The sequence below is a fragment of the Paraglaciecola sp. genome, assembly GCF_039943935.1.
Classification (GTDB): Bacteria; Pseudomonadota; Gammaproteobacteria; order Enterobacterales; family Alteromonadaceae; genus Paraglaciecola.
Genome location: NZ_JBDUZQ010000025.1, coordinates 1 through 18,819, shown reverse-complemented (window position 1 = coordinate 18,819; position 18,819 = coordinate 1). Strand labels below are relative to the sequence as shown.

17 protein-coding genes are annotated in these 18,819 nt (G+C 35.1%); 12 read left to right on the top strand and 5 right to left on the bottom strand.

The window, feature by feature from the left end:
• The first annotated feature begins 300 nt into the window (after positions 1-300).
• From ABJD71_RS17860 to ABJD71_RS17805, 12 genes are all read left to right on the top strand, one after another.
• The gene (locus ABJD71_RS17860) at positions 301-1,704 is read left to right on the top strand and encodes an undecaprenyl-phosphate glucose phosphotransferase (RefSeq protein ID WP_348172733.1); all 1,404 of its coding nucleotides are present in this window, start codon (positions 301-303) and stop codon (positions 1,702-1,704) included.
• Positions 1,705-1,799: 95 nt separating this feature from the next.
• On the top strand, positions 1,800-2,825 hold the full coding sequence (gene hppD / locus ABJD71_RS17855; protein ID WP_348172730.1) for a 4-hydroxyphenylpyruvate dioxygenase: 1,026 nt from the start codon (positions 1,800-1,802) through the stop codon (positions 2,823-2,825).
• Between the two features lie 139 nt (positions 2,826-2,964).
• Positions 2,965-3,693, top strand: a complete 729-nt coding sequence (locus ABJD71_RS17850; RefSeq protein WP_348172727.1) for a hypothetical protein — start codon at positions 2,965-2,967, stop codon at positions 3,691-3,693.
• A gap of 20 nt (positions 3,694-3,713) precedes the next feature.
• On the top strand, positions 3,714-4,292 hold the full coding sequence (locus tag ABJD71_RS17845; RefSeq protein ID WP_348172724.1) for a cytochrome b/b6 domain-containing protein: 579 nt from the start codon (positions 3,714-3,716) through the stop codon (positions 4,290-4,292).
• 782 nt (positions 4,293-5,074) lie between these two features.
• Positions 5,075-5,947: an O-antigen ligase family protein gene (locus ABJD71_RS17840; RefSeq protein ID WP_348172721.1), complete on the top strand. Its 873-nt coding sequence runs from the start codon at positions 5,075-5,077 to the stop codon at positions 5,945-5,947.
• A 47-nt stretch (positions 5,948-5,994) separates the two neighbouring features.
• Positions 5,995-7,452 carry a lipopolysaccharide biosynthesis protein gene (locus ABJD71_RS17835; protein ID WP_348172719.1) on the top strand — a complete coding sequence of 486 codons (1,458 nt, stop codon included), beginning with the start codon at positions 5,995-5,997 and terminating at the stop codon, positions 7,450-7,452.
• A gap of 23 nt (positions 7,453-7,475) precedes the next feature.
• Positions 7,476-8,510 carry a nitroreductase family protein gene (locus tag ABJD71_RS17830; protein WP_348172716.1) on the top strand — a complete coding sequence of 345 codons (1,035 nt, stop codon included), beginning with the start codon at positions 7,476-7,478 and terminating at the stop codon, positions 8,508-8,510.
• A 50-nt stretch (positions 8,511-8,560) separates the two neighbouring features.
• Positions 8,561-9,670, top strand: coding sequence for a polysaccharide pyruvyl transferase family protein (locus ABJD71_RS17825; RefSeq protein WP_348172713.1), 1,110 nt, complete (start codon positions 8,561-8,563; stop codon positions 9,668-9,670).
• Between the two features lie 114 nt (positions 9,671-9,784).
• Positions 9,785-10,810 carry a glycosyltransferase family 4 protein gene (locus tag ABJD71_RS17820; protein ID WP_348172710.1) on the top strand — a complete coding sequence of 342 codons (1,026 nt, stop codon included), beginning with the start codon at positions 9,785-9,787 and terminating at the stop codon, positions 10,808-10,810.
• 23 nt (positions 10,811-10,833) lie between these two features.
• Complete coding sequence (locus ABJD71_RS17815) at positions 10,834-11,283, top strand: hypothetical protein (RefSeq protein ID WP_348172707.1); 450 nt, start codon at positions 10,834-10,836, stop codon at positions 11,281-11,283.
• Positions 11,280-11,756 (top strand): glycosyltransferase, encoded by a 477-nt coding sequence (locus ABJD71_RS17810; protein WP_348172704.1) that lies wholly within the window; start codon positions 11,280-11,282, stop codon positions 11,754-11,756. The genes ABJD71_RS17815 and ABJD71_RS17810 overlap by 4 nt, the downstream gene beginning before the upstream one ends.
• 87 nt (positions 11,757-11,843) lie before the next feature.
• Positions 11,844-12,776: a hypothetical protein gene (locus ABJD71_RS17805; RefSeq protein ID WP_348172701.1), complete on the top strand. Its 933-nt coding sequence runs from the start codon at positions 11,844-11,846 to the stop codon at positions 12,774-12,776.
• A 95-nt stretch (positions 12,777-12,871) separates the two neighbouring features.
• On the opposite strand, the gene ABJD71_RS17800 is transcribed toward ABJD71_RS17805, so the two are convergent.
• The 5 genes from ABJD71_RS17800 to ABJD71_RS17780 all read right to left on the bottom strand — a co-directional run.
• Positions 12,872-13,894 carry an acyltransferase gene (locus ABJD71_RS17800; protein WP_348172698.1) on the bottom strand — a complete coding sequence of 341 codons (1,023 nt, stop codon included), beginning with the start codon at positions 13,892-13,894 and terminating at the stop codon, positions 12,872-12,874.
• Positions 13,895-14,140: 246 nt separating this feature from the next.
• A complete protein-coding gene (locus ABJD71_RS17795) occupies positions 14,141-14,884 on the bottom strand; it encodes a polysaccharide lyase (RefSeq protein WP_348172695.1) in 744 nt (247 codons plus the stop codon).
• A 125-nt stretch (positions 14,885-15,009) separates the two neighbouring features.
• Entirely contained in the window at positions 15,010-15,378 is a 369-nt protein-coding gene (locus tag ABJD71_RS17790) for a hypothetical protein (RefSeq protein ID WP_348172692.1), read from the bottom strand.
• A 22-nt stretch (positions 15,379-15,400) separates the two neighbouring features.
• Complete coding sequence (locus ABJD71_RS17785) at positions 15,401-16,486, bottom strand: heparin lyase I family protein (protein ID WP_348172689.1); 1,086 nt, start codon at positions 16,484-16,486, stop codon at positions 15,401-15,403.
• A gap of 287 nt (positions 16,487-16,773) precedes the next feature.
• On the bottom strand, positions 16,774-18,819 hold a 2,046-nt coding region (locus tag ABJD71_RS17780), incomplete at its 5' end, for a polysaccharide lyase (RefSeq protein WP_348172686.1).

Here is an 18,819-nt window from a genome sequence, read left to right as displayed (position 1 = left end):
CTATGAAACAAACTTTATTCAAAAAGCTCCCAATAAATTTCATTTTCAAACTAACAGATTGATTAAAAACAAGCACAAAAAAATCATAAATAATTAACAAACAAAAACATTAATATCCATTAACATGTTTAGTTATTATTATACGATCAGAGTGGCGTAAAAAATGCTATGTTACAGATCATTAGATAGAAACGACTCTATTTAGATAGACTGTTTTTTGAACTTTATAAGTATAGTGTTTGGATAATTTAAATAGCAACTTTCTGTTAATTTAAATCAAAATGGGTAAGGATAAGATGTATGGCTACTCAACATGGCATGGTTAAAAATAACACAAACAGATTGGCGGCTGCGTACCGGCTAATCGATGTAATTGCAATTCAAATACTTTTGTACGTAAGTGTTGTTCTATATGGGCACAGTTACGACGAACATTATTTTACAGTTTCTCTGATCAGCTCAGTAGGTTTTGCTTTGGCAGCAGAATCATTTTCTTTATATCGTTCATGGCGAGCTGGCTTTTTTAAACAAATAATCTTTTACACGGTATGTTGCTGGGTATGTTCTGGAATATTAGTACTATGTTACGTATTCTTTTCTAAAAGTGGTGATGATTTTTCAAGAATTTCTTTAAGTACTTGGATGGTTTTAAGCCTTTTCTCTCTAATTACATGGCGCTATTGTTTCCAGCTTTTTTTACGCAACATGCGTCGGAAAGGTTACAACACCCGTAATATTGCAATCTTCGGCTTGTCAGAGAAAGGTGGACGCTTAGCAAATGAAGTTATTAATAACCCAGAAACAGGATACCGTTTAAGTGCCTTTTATGATGACCGCAGTAAAGATAGATTAGATAAAAATTACCACTATTACCTCCGCGGAAGCCTTGCTGAAGGTATCGAAAATGCTAAAAATGGTAAATATGATGTGATTTACATTTCTCTTCCAATTATAGCTAAAGCAAGAATTCAAGATATTTTGCACGAATTGGGTGACTCAACCGCCAACGTGCATGTTGTGCCTGATTTATTCATGTATTGTCTAATGCATGGTGAAATGGCACATGTAGGAAACATTCAAACCATCAGTGTATACGACAACCCAATGCAGGGCAGTCTAGGAGCGCTAAAACGTTTAGAAGATATGTTCTTAGCAACAATCATTATGAGTATGATAGCAATCCCCATGTTAATCATTGCCCTTGCTGTGAAGCTTACTTCAAAAGGCCCTGTCATTTTTAAGCAAGACAGATATGGGCTCAATGGTCGTAAAATAAAAATGTGGAAATTTAGATCAATGACAGTGACAGAGAATGCCAATATAGTCACTCAAGCAACTAAAGGTGACTCTCGAATTACAAAAGTAGGCGCGTTTTTGCGACGTACCTCATTGGACGAACTTCCACAATTTATCAATGTATTGAAGGGAGATATGTCTGTAATAGGCCCAAGGCCTCACGCAGTCGCGCATAATGAGGAATACCGTAAGCTTATAGACTTTTATATGTTAAGACATAAAGTTAAACCAGGGATAACAGGATGGGCCCAAGTAAATGGTGCAAGAGGAGAAACAGATACTTTAGATAAAATGCAAAAGCGTATCGAACTTGATTTAGAATATATTAGAAATTGGTCACTGTGGCTAGATTTTAAAATTATCATATTCACCTTTTTGCGTAGCTTTAACGACAAAAATGCATATTAGTAAAATAATGAGTTCGTAGGTTATATTGACGACCTCAAAATCAAAATAGCGATAAAAATAAACTTAGCGAATTAATATTGATGGAGATAATAGGTGTGGAAAATAATTTTGTAAATGTTGAAGGTATTAGCTTTATTGAGTTTACAGGAAGTAAACCAGCGTTATTGGTTGAGCTATTTAATAATATGGGTCTAAAACCTTCACAACATAAAGAAAGTAGTGAAATCACCTTACATCAACACGGAAATATAAACTTCATTTCTAACCCTACAGATAATGGTAACGTTCTGAAATTTAGAGCGGTTCATAATAGAGGCGCTTCAGCGCTTGGTTTTAAAGTTGAAAATAGTGGAGAAGCTTTTAAACAAGCCCTTGCACTCGGCGCTATTGCTGCAGAACAAGTTAATTATGATATACCAGCCATACAAGGAATTGGCACATCAATTATCTACCTAGTAGATAAAAACGCAGAGAAACAACTTCTAGAACTATTTGCCCCCAACACAGTAGCTCCGCTTTTCAATAACTACCTTTGTGAAGTCGATCACTTAACCCATAACCTATACCCAGGGGGCATAGAAAAACAAAAAGACTTTTATGGCAAAGTATTTGGGTTTGCTAGTTTACGAACATTTGATATAGAAGGTAAAAAAACCGGACTACTTAGTGAAGTTATCGCTAGCCCCAACGGCAAAGTTATTATTCCGTTGAATGAAACGAAAGATAATAAATCTCAAATTGCTGAATATTTACAAGAATACAATGGTGAAGGTATTCAACATATTGCATTACGCTCAGACAACCTTTTTAGTACAGTAGACAATTTGCATTCAGCTGGCATTGAGTTCCAAGATACTCCAGATACATACTACGAATTATTAGACGATAGGTTACCAGAACATGGAGAGTCGGTTAGTAAGCTAAGGGGACGTCGAATATTGGTAGACGGTGGAGAGAAACAAGGTGGCGGCTACTTATTACAGATATTCACTAAGAATAGTATTGGTCCAATTTTCTTTGAGTACATACAAAGAAAAGGTAATAAAGGTTTTGGAGAGGGGAATTTCCAAGCGTTATTTGAATCTATTGAATTAGACCAAGAGCAACGTGGCGTCATATAACGAAGGTATTTATCAGTAAATATCATCCCCTTGGGTTCACTCATGGGTTTTGATATCCCCCTTTAAATTAGTGTGAATTTCGAATATTTATGAATATGTTAAATTCAAAACTAAAAAATGGACTTTGAAAAGGTGAACAATGGACAATAGCAATAATAAAACATCCGTACATAATATATTACGCTCACAGAAAATAATGTTATACCTTGTTATTTCTGCTTTAATGCTAACTTTAATACTTATGGGCTTTTTACCCTCCGTATACGATGCAATTATAGGAATTAGCGAAGTAAACTTGTTGATTCATAGCCATGCTATATTATTTTTAAGTTGGATTTTTTTTTACACACTACAGGCTATACTTCCTGCACTTGGTAAAATTGAGCAGCATAAGAAACTAGGTAAGTTAGGGTTACCTTTAGCTATTACTCTAACAATAAATGGGTTGTATGTAACCTATGATAGGTTCTCACTTCGTGTAGAAAACGAGCAATTAGAAAGTGCTAGGTATTTTTTATTACAACCTTTAACTGACATGATAGTTTTTCCGGCTTTAGTGATCGCAGCTTTCTATTATCGAAATAAAAGCGAAGTGCATAAAAGACTAATGTTACTAGCAACACTTTTTTTAACTATCGCTGCTGTAATAAGAATACCATATTTTCCAGTACCAGGCTCAAAACTCTTATTGTGGCTATCACCTATAATGTTAGCCATGGTATTTGATTATCATAAAAAGAATGTTATTCACCCAACCTATATATTTGGCCTTGTCCTTTTCACAATTGTCTACGCAAGAAAGCCGTTAATTCTAGATACATCGATTTGGCAAAGCTTTGTCAATAAAATGATTGCTTTAGTCCAATAACCATATTGAGAGCCTTAAGAATGAAATACAAAAATACAAAAGAAAATTATGGACTTATTGCAAAATTCCTTCATTGGGGAACGGCAGCATTTTTTGCTTTTAGCTATATAACAGTTTACTTCAGGCATTGGTTTACAGAGCCAGGGACCTCTATGAATGGAATAGCATTACATTTGCACCTTTCGTTTGGGGTTAGCATAGGGGTTATTATAACGCTAAGAATTTTATGGCGAATTACAAACAAACAACCAGCACTAGAGCCGAGTTCACGCCTAGCTCACCTCTGCGCTCACATCGGGCACTTTCTACTTTATGCTTCGACTATAATTATGGTTATCACAGGATATGTTGGCACGGGTACCAATACTCAATTTTTTAAGATACTTACTATACCTAAATTTGCTAGTACTTCACTTAACGATTACTTTATTGTCGGTATTTTAAATACAACAGCCAAAAGTATTGAGCCATTAATGGATTTCATTCATAAAGATGTGCTTGGCTCTTTATTGTTATGGATATTGATTTTAGGCCACGCATCTGCTGCGTTTTACCACCATAAAGTACTTAAAGATAGAACCTTTTTAAAGATGACCTAATTAACTTGTTATCTACCCTTTCATATCTAAAAGAGAAATATTCAAAACTATATTTTTTTAAAGCACAATTAATATCATAAAAGATCATCATTAAATAAAAATAACACTTATGTTAACTTAATGTAGCTTACAGTGTTAACTAGGCATAACTACACATTATGGAAAAAATAAAATTAAAATATTATATATTTCAGTACCATAATAGATTTTTAAAAAGCACTTTAAAAATAATACTTAGATTATTTATGAAATTTCACTATAAATAACTATCGAAAACCGACTATTATTTTATTTAATGGTAGAATGCTCAAAATAAGAATTTAAGTCACAAAATGTGATAAATTTTTTTAAAGTTAACCTTCACGGTTTTTTTTAGCGTATATGGAGTCATTGCTATTAATACTATTCTGCAATTTCAAGAAGAGCCCGCGTCTAAATTAAAGATTCTGCTTGCAGTCTTTGTGATATTTGAAACTTTTGGACTAATATCGAGTATTATAGGAATTAATAGGTTCTTAGGTGCGATGGCATTTGCCACTGTTTTGCTTGTCTTTAGTGGTATTGCATTTTACAAGATGCTTACTCAAAAGGCGTCTCGTGAAATTAGTACTTTTTACTACCCGCTTATTGCATTTTTTGTCATTTTTTTTGTATCTTTTTACTCTTCGGCTCTACTCTTTCCAAAACCCCTAGGGGATTGGATACCGTCCCTCTATATATTTGCGCCGATTCTAATTTTCTATTATTTTTACGTAATACAAGTTACTAGTAAAGAGTTGGTGGTGAGTCTAATTATAGTCGCCGTTACAGTATCTTTGCTCTTGGTTGCAGATCAGTATTTTAGATTTTCATTTTTAGATCAATACCAAAGACGGTCAGCATTTTTCATGTTAGAGGGAAGACGAATTGTATTACTTAAAAACGAAGTAATTTTTGGCTTTATCGCAACAGTAAGTCTAATAATTAATAATAAGAAAGGAGTGCTTTCTAACAAATTTCTATTAGGTATTACAGCTATGCTTTTTTTAGTGCAAGCTATGATAATGGAAAGCCGCATGGGGTTCTTAGCAATGGGAGTAGCATGTCTAACCTTGCTAATGTTAAAAGGGCTCACTAAAAAAACCTTTTCACTGTTAACAATTGCAGTAGTCATTATCTTCACAGTATTCCCTATCATATTTTCCAAACACATAGAAAGCTTGGGTAACATGACAGCCCATGATGATGAGAGCAATATATCAATTAGATTCGAAAGCACTGAGCATTTTTACGAAATATTTAAAGAAAGTTATGGTTTAGGCTTTGGCACAATGTCAAGAACATCTGAAAGTAATAATGTTCTCAACCAACCTCCATATAACGTAGTGGATATAGGTGCTTTTTCTACATTATTCCAATTTGGCCCTTTAGGTCTAATAATGTGGATTGTATTCACTTTAAAGTCACTTGTGGTTTTCAAGCGATACTACATTAAAAGCAGCAGAACTGACCCATATTCAGTGGCGGCTTTTGCATTTATATTAGGCTTTACCTTGTCTCTTCTACCCTTAAGCTTTTTTACTGCTTCATGGTGCATTGGTATGGGCGGAATATTGCTCTATCTGACTTGGTATTATGAAAACAAGCTAAAGGTTACTAGTACCCCAACTACTTAGCATTATGACAAACTCTCCACTTCACTTTAATACCAGAGCCACTACTTATGCCTTCGAGTTTTCTAAAAAACACAAGTAAATTACTTACTGGCGATGCCCTTGGTCAGGTAATTGGAATCATAGCGATCCCTATTATCACTCGGCTATATAGTGTAGAGGATTACGGAGCATTTTCTGCAATTTTGGCAATTTCACTTATACTTACGACGCTATCAACACTTAGTTTACACTTGGCGTTGCTCATTCCAAAGAACGAGGTAGAAGCGAATAAAATACTTCATCTTTCATTTGGAATTATGATCACCTTTTGTATGCTTTTAAGTGGCATACTAATCACATTCAAAACTGAAATAGTTTCTTACCTAGATATATCCACAGCTGAATGGATGGTGTACACCATTCCTATGTTTGTTTTGTTTCAAGGATGTTATTTAATATCCACTTATTGGGGGGTTAGAAAAAAGAATTTTGGTTTAGTGAGTGTTTCAAAAGTAGCTGAGGGGTTAATAGATAGAACAGTAGCCATCGCCGCAGGTTTCGCAGGATATGCATCTACACTGAGCCTAGTAGTAGCTAGGCTTCTCTCAAATGTATTAGCAATCCTGTATTTAACACCTACATTTAAGAAAGTACCAAACAATACAGACTCACCATGTATTGAAGTCATTTCTTACAAAAAAACCATCATAAAATATAAAAGGTATTTACAGTATAATACCCCTTCTATGTTGTTAATTAGCGCAGGGTCACAACTTCCAGTTATCATTATTGCAGCCTACTTTTCAGCTGTATCCGCTGGTCTTTATGCAATAGCTAATAGAATAGTAAATATCCCAGTAACAGCATTAGGTAACGCCATATCTAAAACCTATACTCAAAAAATTGCTGAAGATATTGCAGAAGGCAACCTGCCTAAGGTTCAGAGGGACACAGAGAGTTTTTTCAAGTTACTTTTATCTTTCCTACTGGTCCCGTTCTCAATTTTAGCTGTTGTAGGTGAGTCTCTTTTTACTATTTTATTAGGTGAAAAATGGGCTGATGCTGGAGTACTGGCCAGCTCATTGTCATATTTAGCAATGACAACATTACTGGTACAAGGTTTTGGCGGCATATTTGATGTGATGAACAAACAAAATATTAGGTTAGTTTATCATGCTTGTAATTTTATCGTGCGCACTGGCATTTTAGTTGCTTGTATATTTTTAGAAGTTAGTTTATCTACTACCATTTTACTATATGCGGTATTTGGTACCGTAATGAATGCGATTGTAATGGGTTTACTATTTTCTTGTGTTAAAAAACGAATGCTTCTGTTTACAGCATTCAGAGATAATCTAATACCACTAGTCATATTTCATGTTTTGATAGTGACAGTTGAGTATTATATAACTTCATTATATCTATCGTATTTTTTTATAGCGTTAATATCATTTACATGGCTTCTTTATATCGGAAGCCTGAAAAAAGTAATGTCATTAATAAAAACTAAAAAAGCTACTAGCTAAAATTACTTTAAAGGCGATTTATTTTGCAATTAAAACAAAAACTAAAACAAATGATACAAAAGTCCCCTTTAATCTGGCGGGCTTACTTTCGGGTTAAAACAGAAATCTTACGAATTACCAACCTTCGTTATTATTGGTACGACATTACGCAGAACTACAAAGCCATGAACTGGCGCACTTCAGACCCTAAAAGAGCGATCATCAGCTCCGAGCTCATTTTTCTATACCACAAATTAGAAAAAGGACTAGTTATGCCAGGTCCAAAGCGTTTATTTGGTTTAGAGCCCGCAAGATCTCTCATGGAAATTTTAAATAAATGGGATACTAGAAATTTAGCAAGCGATCCCGTTTACCTTGGCGCTCTTGGTACACTTCAAAGTTATCACGACAGAATCCTAGAATTTAATTTAGATGAAAAAGATGTCATTTTAAGTGATGTAAAAGCCTTTCTAATTAACCATGATTGTCAGCGAGGGGCTTATAATACTCCTTGCAAGCTAATGACAATAGATACCAGCCAGAATAGTGATCATAAGCACTTTAAAACATTAATGGAAGCACGTCGTAGTGTAAGAAACTTCATAGATAAACCAGTTCCTAGAGAAATCTTGCTAGACTCAATCTCCATGGCTCAATTATCACCATCAGCCTGTAATCGCCAACCATGGGATATCAAGATAGTGAGTGATCCAGAAATGAAGAAAAAACTACTATCGCATCAAAATGGTAATGCGGGCTTTGGCCACTTAGCACCGCATATTGCGGTTATAAGTGCTGATGCCAGCTGCTTTTTTGGGGTTATCGAAAAGCCAGAGCCTTACATTGATGGTGGGCTTTTTTCAATGAGTCTAATTTTAGCATTGAAAGCAAACAACGTAAGTAGCTGCTGTTTAAATTGGTGTGTGAGACCCAAGACAGACAAAGCGGCTCATAAGTTATTAAACCTTGCCCCTTCTCAACGTATAATAATGCTAATGGCAATAGGTTATGCCCCAGAGGATACCTCCGTTCCTAGATCTCCTCGTAGAGATGTGAACGACATTGTAAGTTTTATCTAATTAAAAAAATTAAACTTTTCATTAAACAATGAAGAGTTAAAGAGGAAAATATGAACAAAATAGGCATTGTCAATTACCAATATTCCAACCATAACTATGGTGCAGTACTGCAAGCAGCAGCGTTACATTTCTATATAAATCACACACTAGGATATGAATCAGAGCATATAAACTTTATCCCCCAAGGGGCAAAGCCAAAACTTAAAACAAAGCTCAAAAGTATTATAAATAGATATTTAAGAGACCTTGGTTTAAAAGAAAAAAAAATAGAACATGCATCATTTATTAACCCTGAAATTTTTGAAGAATTCAGGCAAAAATGGCTACCAAGAAGTGACAATACCTATCACTCTTTTGAACAAATTAAGCAAGCAAATTTAAATTATACTCATGCCATTGTAGGGAGCGACCAAGTATGGCGGCCATCCTATGCAGACAGCTCAGCTCTTGTTTATTTTTTAGCGTTCTTAAATAATGACGTAAAGAAAATATCTTATGCAGCCAGTTTTGGTAACGACTTTTGGGAACTTAACGAACAAGACACCAAGAAATTTGCTGATGAAGTAAAACAGTTTACAGCTGTTTCTGTGCGAGAAATTTCTGGTGTTGATATATGCAAAAATACTTTTGGAGTAGACGCTCAACACGTTTTAGACCCTACACTGTTGGTTGGCCGTGCATTTTTTGATTCAGTTATTGGAGAAGCAATCCCAAAAGATAATTCTGACATAGTCTTTTATAAACTTGATATCGACGATAAATTTGAAAAATGCATAGAAGATACATCCTCAAATTTTAGCTTTTCTAATAAAAACATTTATTACTCATCTCAGGGAAGAAAATACTATTATCGTCCTGTCAGTGATTGGTTAAGTGATATTCGAGAAAGTAAACTAGTGATTACAGATTCATTTCATTGTGTTTGTTTTGCCATTTTATTTGAAAAACCTTTTCTTTATTACCCTAATGATAATCGCGGTCTCGCCCGTTTAGAAAGCTTACTCGCTCTTTTAGGATTAGAAAATCATATCTATAGAGGTGATGTTGATCCTGCAGAACTAGCAAAGAGCCTAATGAATATCGATTATTCAGAAGTAAACCAAAAGCTAGCAAAATTAAGAGATGGGTCTGCTAAATTTTTATACGATGCATTAGCGTAAAATTCAGAAAAACCTGACTCATACATATATGTACTTTGGTTGTAGTCAGAAATTATTTGAATGTCAATATTCCGGAAACCTGTTTTCCATAGAGTCAAGGTTTGAGTAAAAACAATGCATATAATTAGCTTAGGTACAATTCAAAAGGGTGGCATAGACTCAGTAATACAAGGCTATGTCGATAACGATTTATTTTCTAATAAACAACATACACGTATAGGTACACATGCTGGAGCAGGAAAATTTAATGACGTATATTTGTTTATATCTGCAATAATTAAATTAATTAATTTATGTTTTAAAAACACAGATGTCTTGATACATTGTCATATGTCTTACAAAGGCAGCTTTTTTAGAAAATTGATTTTCGTATTGATTGCCAAAGTTTTTAACCACAAGACTATTGTTCATTTACACGGTTCTGAATTTAAAGACTATTACTCTAATAGTAGCCCTTCAAAAAAGAAGTTAATTGTGTGGCTTATTAATCACGTTGATGAATTTGTTGTGTTATCTGAAAGTTGGCAAGATTTCATAAATAACATATCCGGAAGAAAAGTCGCGGTAATTAATAATTACGTAGATATAGAAAAACAAGATATAGAAAGAGTTCCTAATCAAATCCTTTTCTTAGGAGCTTTTATTAAGAGAAAAGGTATCTACGACCTACTCAAATCCTTAAAAAACGTTAATAGCGAGTTTCACTTACATTTATGTGGTGCAGGTGAAAATAATGAGGTTCAATCTTTAATTAATGAACTTGCATTAAATGATTCAGTTACTAACCATGGTTGGGTGAACGCAAAAGAAAAAACTCAGTTATTGAGCGAATGCAGTGTGTTCATTCTTCCCTCTTATAATGAGGGGCTGCCAATGGTGATTATCGAAGCCATGGCTTGCGAGATCCCAATTATAACGACTCCAGTAGGAGGTATACCTGAAGTGATAATAGAAAACTCAACAGGGTACCTTGTTGAACCAGGGAAAGTTGAAGAAATGGCACTAAAGTTAGACTATGTATTAAGTAATAATAACTCAATAGTCATAGCAAACGCTAAAAGGCACTACTTAACACATTTTTCTTCAAAAGTGATACTACCTAAATGGGAAGCTTTATACTCCCGAATTTTAACTAACTAACCTAAAGCTTTGAAAGAAAATAAATGAATAACAATAAAATACTTGCGTTATCTTCTCCAGGAGGGCACTGGGTACAGTTATGCAGAGTTTTACCTGCGTTTAAAGGTTGTGAAGTGATTTATGCATGCACTTACACCAAACCTACAGAGTTATCTGAAGACGATAATTACTATACTATTGGAGACATTAGTAGAGACACCATATCTAGATCACCTAAAGTTATAGCTGGAATTTGGAATATCTTAAAAAAAGAGAAACCAACATTCGTGATTACAACCGGAGCATTACCGGGTTTAATAACTATTCTTTTGGCTCGACTTAGAGGCATAAAAACAATTTGGTTAGATAGCATCGCTAATTCTGAAGAAATCTCTTTCTCCGGACGATTAGCGTCTTTCCTCGCTCATGATTGCTTTACTCAATGGGAAGGTCTGGCCACATCCCGTGTTAAGTACATAGGTCGCGTAATATGATACTAGTTACAGTTGGAACACAAATACACTTCGATCGCTTGATAAAATATGTTGAACAATGGGTTGTAGAGTCCAACGGCGAAGAGGAGGTCGTAGCACAAGTTGGTTCATCAGAGTTTCAATCGAACAATATCACTGTATTAAAATCTCTAGAACCAGAGCAATTCGAAGAATACATAAAGAAGTGTAGATTCATTATTTCTCATGCAGGAATGGGCTCAATATTAACCGCTCTAAGAGTCAACAAGCCAATTATTATTTTTCCTAGAGATGCATCTTTAGGTGAGCACAGAAATGATCATCAATTAGCGACAGCAAGGTCATTTTCTAATGTAGATGGAGTCTATGTGGCCAAAACACAAGACGATTTATTCAGTATTCTAGCTGAAAATTCAGGGTTATCTTCTGGGGTACTAAAAGAGTCTAATGAGTATAAAAAACTATTAGCGAATATCAGTAGCCTAATTATATAACTTAATTGCTAAAGGTTGATTTAACTTACAGCAATTTACACTCTATTAATTCGATATTTTCGTAAACATTTTTAAGAGGTTGCTATTATGGGTAACACAAAAAGAAGTCATGATATACCTACTGTATTACGTTTTTTCTCAATAGTTTGTATAGTCTCAGAACATTTTGATTTTTTTGACTATGGCGGCGGCGGCGCATACCTTTTACTATTACTGGTTGGCTTCAATATAGCAACATTTAAGATAGATAAGTTGTTAAGCAGCGACAGCGTTAAGGGCTTACTAATAATGTTTATTAAAGTTCTTATCCCGACAATAGGATATATTTTAATACTTAATATTTTTAGCGGCTCTTTTAACTTAGAATCAGTTCTTTTAGTCTCGAGTATTACTAATAATGAACACCCTAAAGGCTATGGTTTTTGGTTTATTGAAGTTTATATCCAAATATTAGTATTTTTATATGCATTACTATCCTTTAGCTCTGTAAGACAATTTACACGAAATAACATCAAACAATCAGCATTGATACTTCTTGTTACTTCATGCTTACTTTTACTTATCACTAAGTATGGTTTCAATTTGACATACTCATATCAAAGGTTACCTTGGTTATTATTATTTATGTTTTCATTTGGCTTCTACATTAAGTTTGTTAGTGGAACTTTTGAAAAAATAGTAACCGCTTTTGCCTTTGTATTAACGACTTTTGCTTTTAATGGAGGTGTATTTGATACTGGCTTTTTCACTATTTCTTTTTTAATATTATTATTTTTACCATCCAATTTCCGTATTAATAAAGTACTAATGAAGCCAGTCAGTTTTGTATCAGCAGGCTCACTTTTTATATATTTAACCCACTTTCAGTTGAGAACGGTATTTGAAACCATAGGTATAACTTCTCCACTAATAAATACATTTTTAGCAGTTTTGTTTGGTTCAATTATATTTCATATTTATAATAATATTTTTAATAAAAAGATATTAAATAAGATTATTTCAGCCATATATAATAATTAATAGAAAATAATTGTGTCATTTCACAGGTAATGTTCAAAATAAGGTAAAACTACTAGAGTAGCGCTCTAGTAGAACTAAAAATCCCAACTATAAGATTAACTAAACCCAATAAGTTTAGTTAATCTATTTTTGATTACTCGGTTTACAAATTTAATACTAGTAAAGCTGGTTAAAAGAGTTAGTGTTAGTAAAGTAATTTGAAACAAAACAGCATAGCCTTGCAGACTAGGAACGAGTAGAGTCAAAACCTTTACTAATATTGTTATAACTAACATGTGAACAAGATACACGCCAAATGAAACCTGCCCTAAATCACTTAAAAGTCTTGACTTTGTCAAATTAGCATTTCCAAACATCAAAATAATTAAAAAGAATGAATACAAAAAAGAAGATACCTTAATAGCTGAGGAGGCGTCTCCAGCTTGATGGAACTCTTCAATTAAAATAATTGACTCTACGCAAGATAGTAAATAAAAAGCAATAGTTAATGAAACTAATACTTTGTTTGATATGTTAATTTTACCCTTGCCATAACAAAGACCAAGCATAAAAAACATCAGCCAAGATGCAAAGTTCCCAGCATATATAATGATTGGTAAATCTATTTGAGTGTAATATCTAAGGTAAAAAATCAACAAAGCTGATAACAGGCTTAAAATAATACTGAACAACAAACCAGTCAGGTTCGAAAATTTCAGCAATAAAGGTAAAAGAAGGTAAAGTTGAATAATTAATGCAATAAAATAAAAAGGAATTGATGCTTGAAATGTAACTAGCTTAAATAACTCTTGGTTTAGCGGTCGATTTAAAACAACGAGAGAAAAAGCACAATAAATGCACGACCAAATAGCGGCGGGTATCAACACCTTTGGTATTTGTCTTTTTAAAAAAGCAGTATACTCTGCGGCAGAAGACAATTGTTTATTTGCTAAAAAATATCCCGAAATTGCTATAAATAAAGGCACAGCAAAATTTAAAAGGTTGCGCCAAAACACTGTAAAATTAAAATTAAAGCTTTGCTCGCTAAATTGAAGTCCTGTTACCGAACTATGAATAGCGACAACTGCAATTATTGCCAGCCCCCGTAATACGTCAAAATACTCTATTCTTTGACTCACCTAATATACTCCATGACTACAAAACAAGTTATGACTTCAAATTTACACAAAGTTATTATGATTAGCTACTTAGCCATGAATAAACTAAGTTTTTAATTTTTAAAGTCATTAAAAATACATTAATTTTTACTAGCGACCTAATGAAGTCGCAAGCCAATTAAAAGTTAACAAATGACTCATATACCGAACATTTAACTAACTCAAGCAAGTGAAAAACGATGATGATTAGATTTAAAAATTGACTTATTACTTTAGTGGATCCACACCGCCATTTTTGGTTTCAATTGTAATGTCATCAAAATAAAGTGTTCTAGATCTCACCCCATTTTTAGGAATAGTGTTTTTGTTACGCCACCCTTTATAAATACCGGCCTTAAAGTAAGTACCTACTTTATCGTTAAAAGTATTCGGCCCACTTTTGGAAACAACCAGCTCTCCATTCTTCCAAACCTTGATATAGCCATCATCTGTATGTGACCACTTAACCTCAAATAGCCAAGCAGTCCATACATCAGTTTCATAATCTCCTAACACCCACTTTTCTTGGCCATCATATACTCTGTTCCCAGTTGCGAAGGTATTTCTCTTTGCATCCCATGCATTGCTAATTGTCCATTCCCCGTTTGTTGTTGCTAACGCTAATGGAGGATTACGCCAAGTTTCACCAATTTCAAAATCAGGGTAAGCATGCCACTGAGCAACTAACTCCCAAACAGAGTCAGCTACATAAGAATCTGGCAAATAAATCTTAAAGGCATACCGATACACATCTTTAAAATTAGCAAAGCCCGCTTGTTGTACCTCAGTTCTGTAACTTACAGGGCTACTATCAAGATCAAGCTGGATTTTAAGTGACTTGGCCCCACTAAAAGCTAAATCTTCTGTTATTGTAGGGCAGTTGCCAGAACAGCGTAAAGGCAACGCCTCAGATTCAAAATGTTCTGACAGTAAAAAGTTTTTGTCAACCGCCAAAGCGTCACGACTAAACACCAGAAAAAGAAGTATCTTTATTATGGATAAGGGCCGAACTAACGTCACTTTGATATACTCACCATTTCTTTAATCTTTTGAGGGCAATCGTTTGATTAATAGTAACTTATTGTTAAATATATTGTTTATTTAACTACGTAAACCGATATGGCTATAGGGTAAGGTCCTCCTTGAGTTTCAGGAGAGCAGCTCCCATCTAACCAAAATGCAAGTTTTAAGTCATTTGCAAACCCTAACATTACACTTGCATAAAGCTCATTAAAATCATCTCGTGCAGTTTCAATTACAATGGCGTCAGTACTATTCGTACTGCCTTTACACGCCTCATTATCAATAAACTCATATCCAGCACCAGCATAAATAGTTAAGTAATCTCCACCTAACTTATAGTAGCGAGGCACTACTTCACCACTGTTATTACCCGCTACCGCATATTGATAACTCAAACCTAACAATAGCACTACACTTAAGATCACTTTTTTTACTAAACTCATTATAAAATACCCTAAATTAAAATTAATCACGTGGTTTTACGTAGTCAAAACCTTCATCATCACTGCCCAACCATAACCTCGTTGGCCCCATATATTTAGTCATATAGCGATTGCTTTCATCAATATCGAGGGCCTCTTTGGCTTCATACCGATACAACCCTGTCCGAAACTCCATAGTTGGTGAGTATGTATCAGGATAGTCATACATGGTATTACCTGCGTAATCCCACTCTAACTCGTCATCGATTGAATAATTAGAGTGGTTTTTTGTTGTATCGTAAAACCACACTTTGTACTCTCCATCTGATTCTTGAGAGTACTTAAGTTTTATTATAATGTCATACCACCTCCCAGTTGCAACGGGCTCTTCTAATGTATGAGCCGTAAAAGTCCAATTTGCAGGGGTTCCATGCCTGACACTAAAGCGGTAATGAGCGGCGTTATCAATAGATTTATGTAATACAGCCGCAGCCGGACCACCATCGGTCAACCCTGACTCAAAAAAATCTAATACTTCTTCTTCTGAGAATCCTTTATCAGCCAAGGTATAAACATCAGACTGATTTCTAAACTGAAATAGACTGGTATCCCTATGATGATCTAAATGAGTATAATATTCAGACCATCCCACCCAAATAGTATCCCCCTCTGATAATTCCATAGTATCTAAGGTTGACTGAATAAAAATTTCGGCTCTATCTATCCCACTATTTACGATACCGCTTTGTCCAAAATCAGTATAATAACGAACCACCGCCGAGCCTGCACTCCTAGGCTCTGGAGGTACATACCCAACTTCAATTTCAATACCATAACTTTCTCCATTTGGTCCTGAAAACCCTGGGTCTGTATCTGCATACAGCTTTACAGGCTCAGCTAAATCAGTAGATCTATTAGTTACCCCCCAATCTACAGCACTTAATGTATTCCAGTTTTGGGTAGCCGCACTCACCACACCTTCTGTGGCACCAGTCCATAAGAAGGTTTTCTTATTGCTCTTATCAGAATTTAGATAAGAAATAATCGGAGAAATATCAACGGCAGCATTAACTTGCTGAATTAATAAAACACTTAAACTCAAAGCTTTAATAAACTTAATTGTTATCATAGTAAGTACCAAGACCATTATTTAGTTAATTTTACTATTTTCAAAAACACTCGGTAGTATCTTCACCTTTAGCCAAACATCACAACAAAGCTTCAGGGTTTATAAATTTTGTGTACGTACAACATACCAGCAAAAGCAAAGTTGATGCCAAATCACACTCCCTTCATTATTTAGCAAGTGTAAAAACAAAAAATGGGCGAACTATTATAAATAATCCACCCACTTAATATCACGATAGCTTAGCTACCTTTTAAACACCTAACTTAAAAGGACAACCAGAGTTTCGCTCACTGTAACGTAGCTATAGCACTTGAGCTACTGGAGTCCGTTTTAATGGCAACATCATCGAAATAAATAGTTCTATTTGTGGCATTGTTTTCATCTAAAACTGAACTGTCATGCCAACCTTTGTAAATACCTGCTTTAAAGTATGGTGCAATTTTATCATTAAATGTATTAGCGCCTGTTTTAGAAACAACTAATTCTCCGTCTTTCCAAACGTTTATCAAACCGTCTTCTTTATGCGACCATTTCACCTGAAAAACCCAATTTATCCAGCTCCCCGTTTCATACTCCCCAAGATTCCACTGCTCATTCCCATCATAAACTTTATCACCACTTTCAAAGGTATTAACTTTACTATCCCATTTATTATCAATCATCCACTCTCCATTTGTAGTGAATATTGCCAAAGGGGGGTTACGCCATGTTTCTCCCAATTCGAAATCAGGATAAGCATGCCATTGTGCTACTATTTCCCATATTGAATCTGACACATAGGCATGAGGTAAATAGATACTAAAACTATACCAAAATGTATCATCAAAATTAGCGAACGCAGCTTCTTGAATTTCAGTTCTGTAGCTAATGGGGCTGGTTTTGATATCCAATTCAACTTTTAGTGAATACTCTCCGTTGTATGTCACTTCATCTGTAACAACAGGACAATTACCTGAACATTTAAGCGTCATCTCATTGGTATCGAAATTCTCTGTTAATATTGATTTCCCGGCTTCAAAATTGGTATAGTAAGCGAGCAAATCAGATAATCCGTCATCCAATGAAACTATGACTGGGGCTAAATCCCAATCAGAGCCTAAATTGTAGCTAACAACAGTTCCACTTACTCCATCTCCATTTTGAACATAAAGCTCGTACTCACCTTCTTGATTAACCCCCATAAAGCCTACTTCAGCTTGATTGTCGTCATTTAAGTCAGGAAAAAGATGATAAGTTACAGTACTTAACGACAAATCTAGGTCATGCACGGCTAAAACTGAGCCTCGGATAGCACCGTCTTGCACTTGCAGGTAGTGATGTCCGTTAACTTCTAGTTGACCTACAACTGCAACCTCATCTACTCCATCGTTAGTCATATCAGGAACAACATAAAACCCTGCATTCTGGATCTCAGCAGGCCATTGATATATCGATTCATTACTAATAGGGTCAGTACCATTTTCAACGATTAGCTGTATACGGCCATCTTCTCTCAGCTTACCAAATAACCCCCAATCTACTTTACCATCGCCATTACTGTCACTTAGACGGTTCCAGCTAACATCATCCCAACTGTCTGGATATTCATAAGTTTCGATAGTAAAATCAGAATTCACAGCACTAATGACATTTACTTGTATATTATTATCACTTATTAACCTCCCCCAAAGACTAATATCTGCAAAACCATCACCGTCAAGATCGCTGTGTTGGCTATATTGCGGAGCAACATAAATATCTGGGTAACTATAAGTACTTAAGACTAAATTACTGCCACCTGCTTTAACAACTAATTGATAGCTTCCGTCTTCTGTTGAATGACCCTGAATCGCAATTTCTGCAATTCCATCTCCTGTCATATCTTCTAAAATCAATGCACTAACTCCACTCCAATTAGCCCCCCACCCATAAACATCACCAACGTTATTTCCAGTCCCTAAATCTCGAACAACAACCTGCGGTTTACTATCATTACTTGTCACGCCAAATAACCCAACTTCATCGATACCGTTACCATTCATATCAGGGATAATATGTAACTTCAAAGAGGAGTCATCGAAATTGTTTACCCATACAAGCTCTTTTATACTAGCTCTGTCATTACCACTCAAAATCTGCAAACGAACCTTTAATGACTCCTCATCAACCTGCATCAATCCAACCTCAGCAATACCGTCTCCATCTACATCAGGCAACACTGATAGTAGACCACTGTATGACTCTGTTACCATTAACGTCTTTGACTCGGGCTCTACCACCTCTGGGGGCTCAACCACCTCTGGGGGCTCAATCACCTCTGGGGGCTCTACCACCTCTGGGGGCTCAACCACCTC

Coding starts and splice junctions, on each gene's coding strand:
- ABJD71_RS17785 (WP_348172689.1), bottom strand. CDS start 16,486: ATGATAACAATTAAGTTTATTAAAGCTTTGAGTTTAAGTGTTTTATTA.
- ABJD71_RS17790 (WP_348172692.1), bottom strand. CDS start 15,378: ATGAGTTTAGTAAAAAAAGTGATCTTAAGTGTAGTGCTATTGTTAGGT.
- ABJD71_RS17805 (WP_348172701.1), top strand. CDS start 11,844: ATGGGTAACACAAAAAGAAGTCATGATATACCTACTGTATTACGTTTT.
- ABJD71_RS17860 (WP_348172733.1), top strand. CDS start 301: ATGGCTACTCAACATGGCATGGTTAAAAATAACACAAACAGATTGGCG.
- ABJD71_RS17850 (WP_348172727.1), top strand. CDS start 2,965: ATGGACAATAGCAATAATAAAACATCCGTACATAATATATTACGCTCA.
- ABJD71_RS17810 (WP_348172704.1), top strand. CDS start 11,280: ATGATACTAGTTACAGTTGGAACACAAATACACTTCGATCGCTTGATA.
- ABJD71_RS17825 (WP_348172713.1), top strand. CDS start 8,561: ATGAACAAAATAGGCATTGTCAATTACCAATATTCCAACCATAACTAT.
- ABJD71_RS17845 (WP_348172724.1), top strand. CDS start 3,714: ATGAAATACAAAAATACAAAAGAAAATTATGGACTTATTGCAAAATTC.
- ABJD71_RS17835 (WP_348172719.1), top strand. CDS start 5,995: ATGCCTTCGAGTTTTCTAAAAAACACAAGTAAATTACTTACTGGCGAT.
- ABJD71_RS17815 (WP_348172707.1), top strand. CDS start 10,834: ATGAATAACAATAAAATACTTGCGTTATCTTCTCCAGGAGGGCACTGG.
- ABJD71_RS17820 (WP_348172710.1), top strand. CDS start 9,785: ATGCATATAATTAGCTTAGGTACAATTCAAAAGGGTGGCATAGACTCA.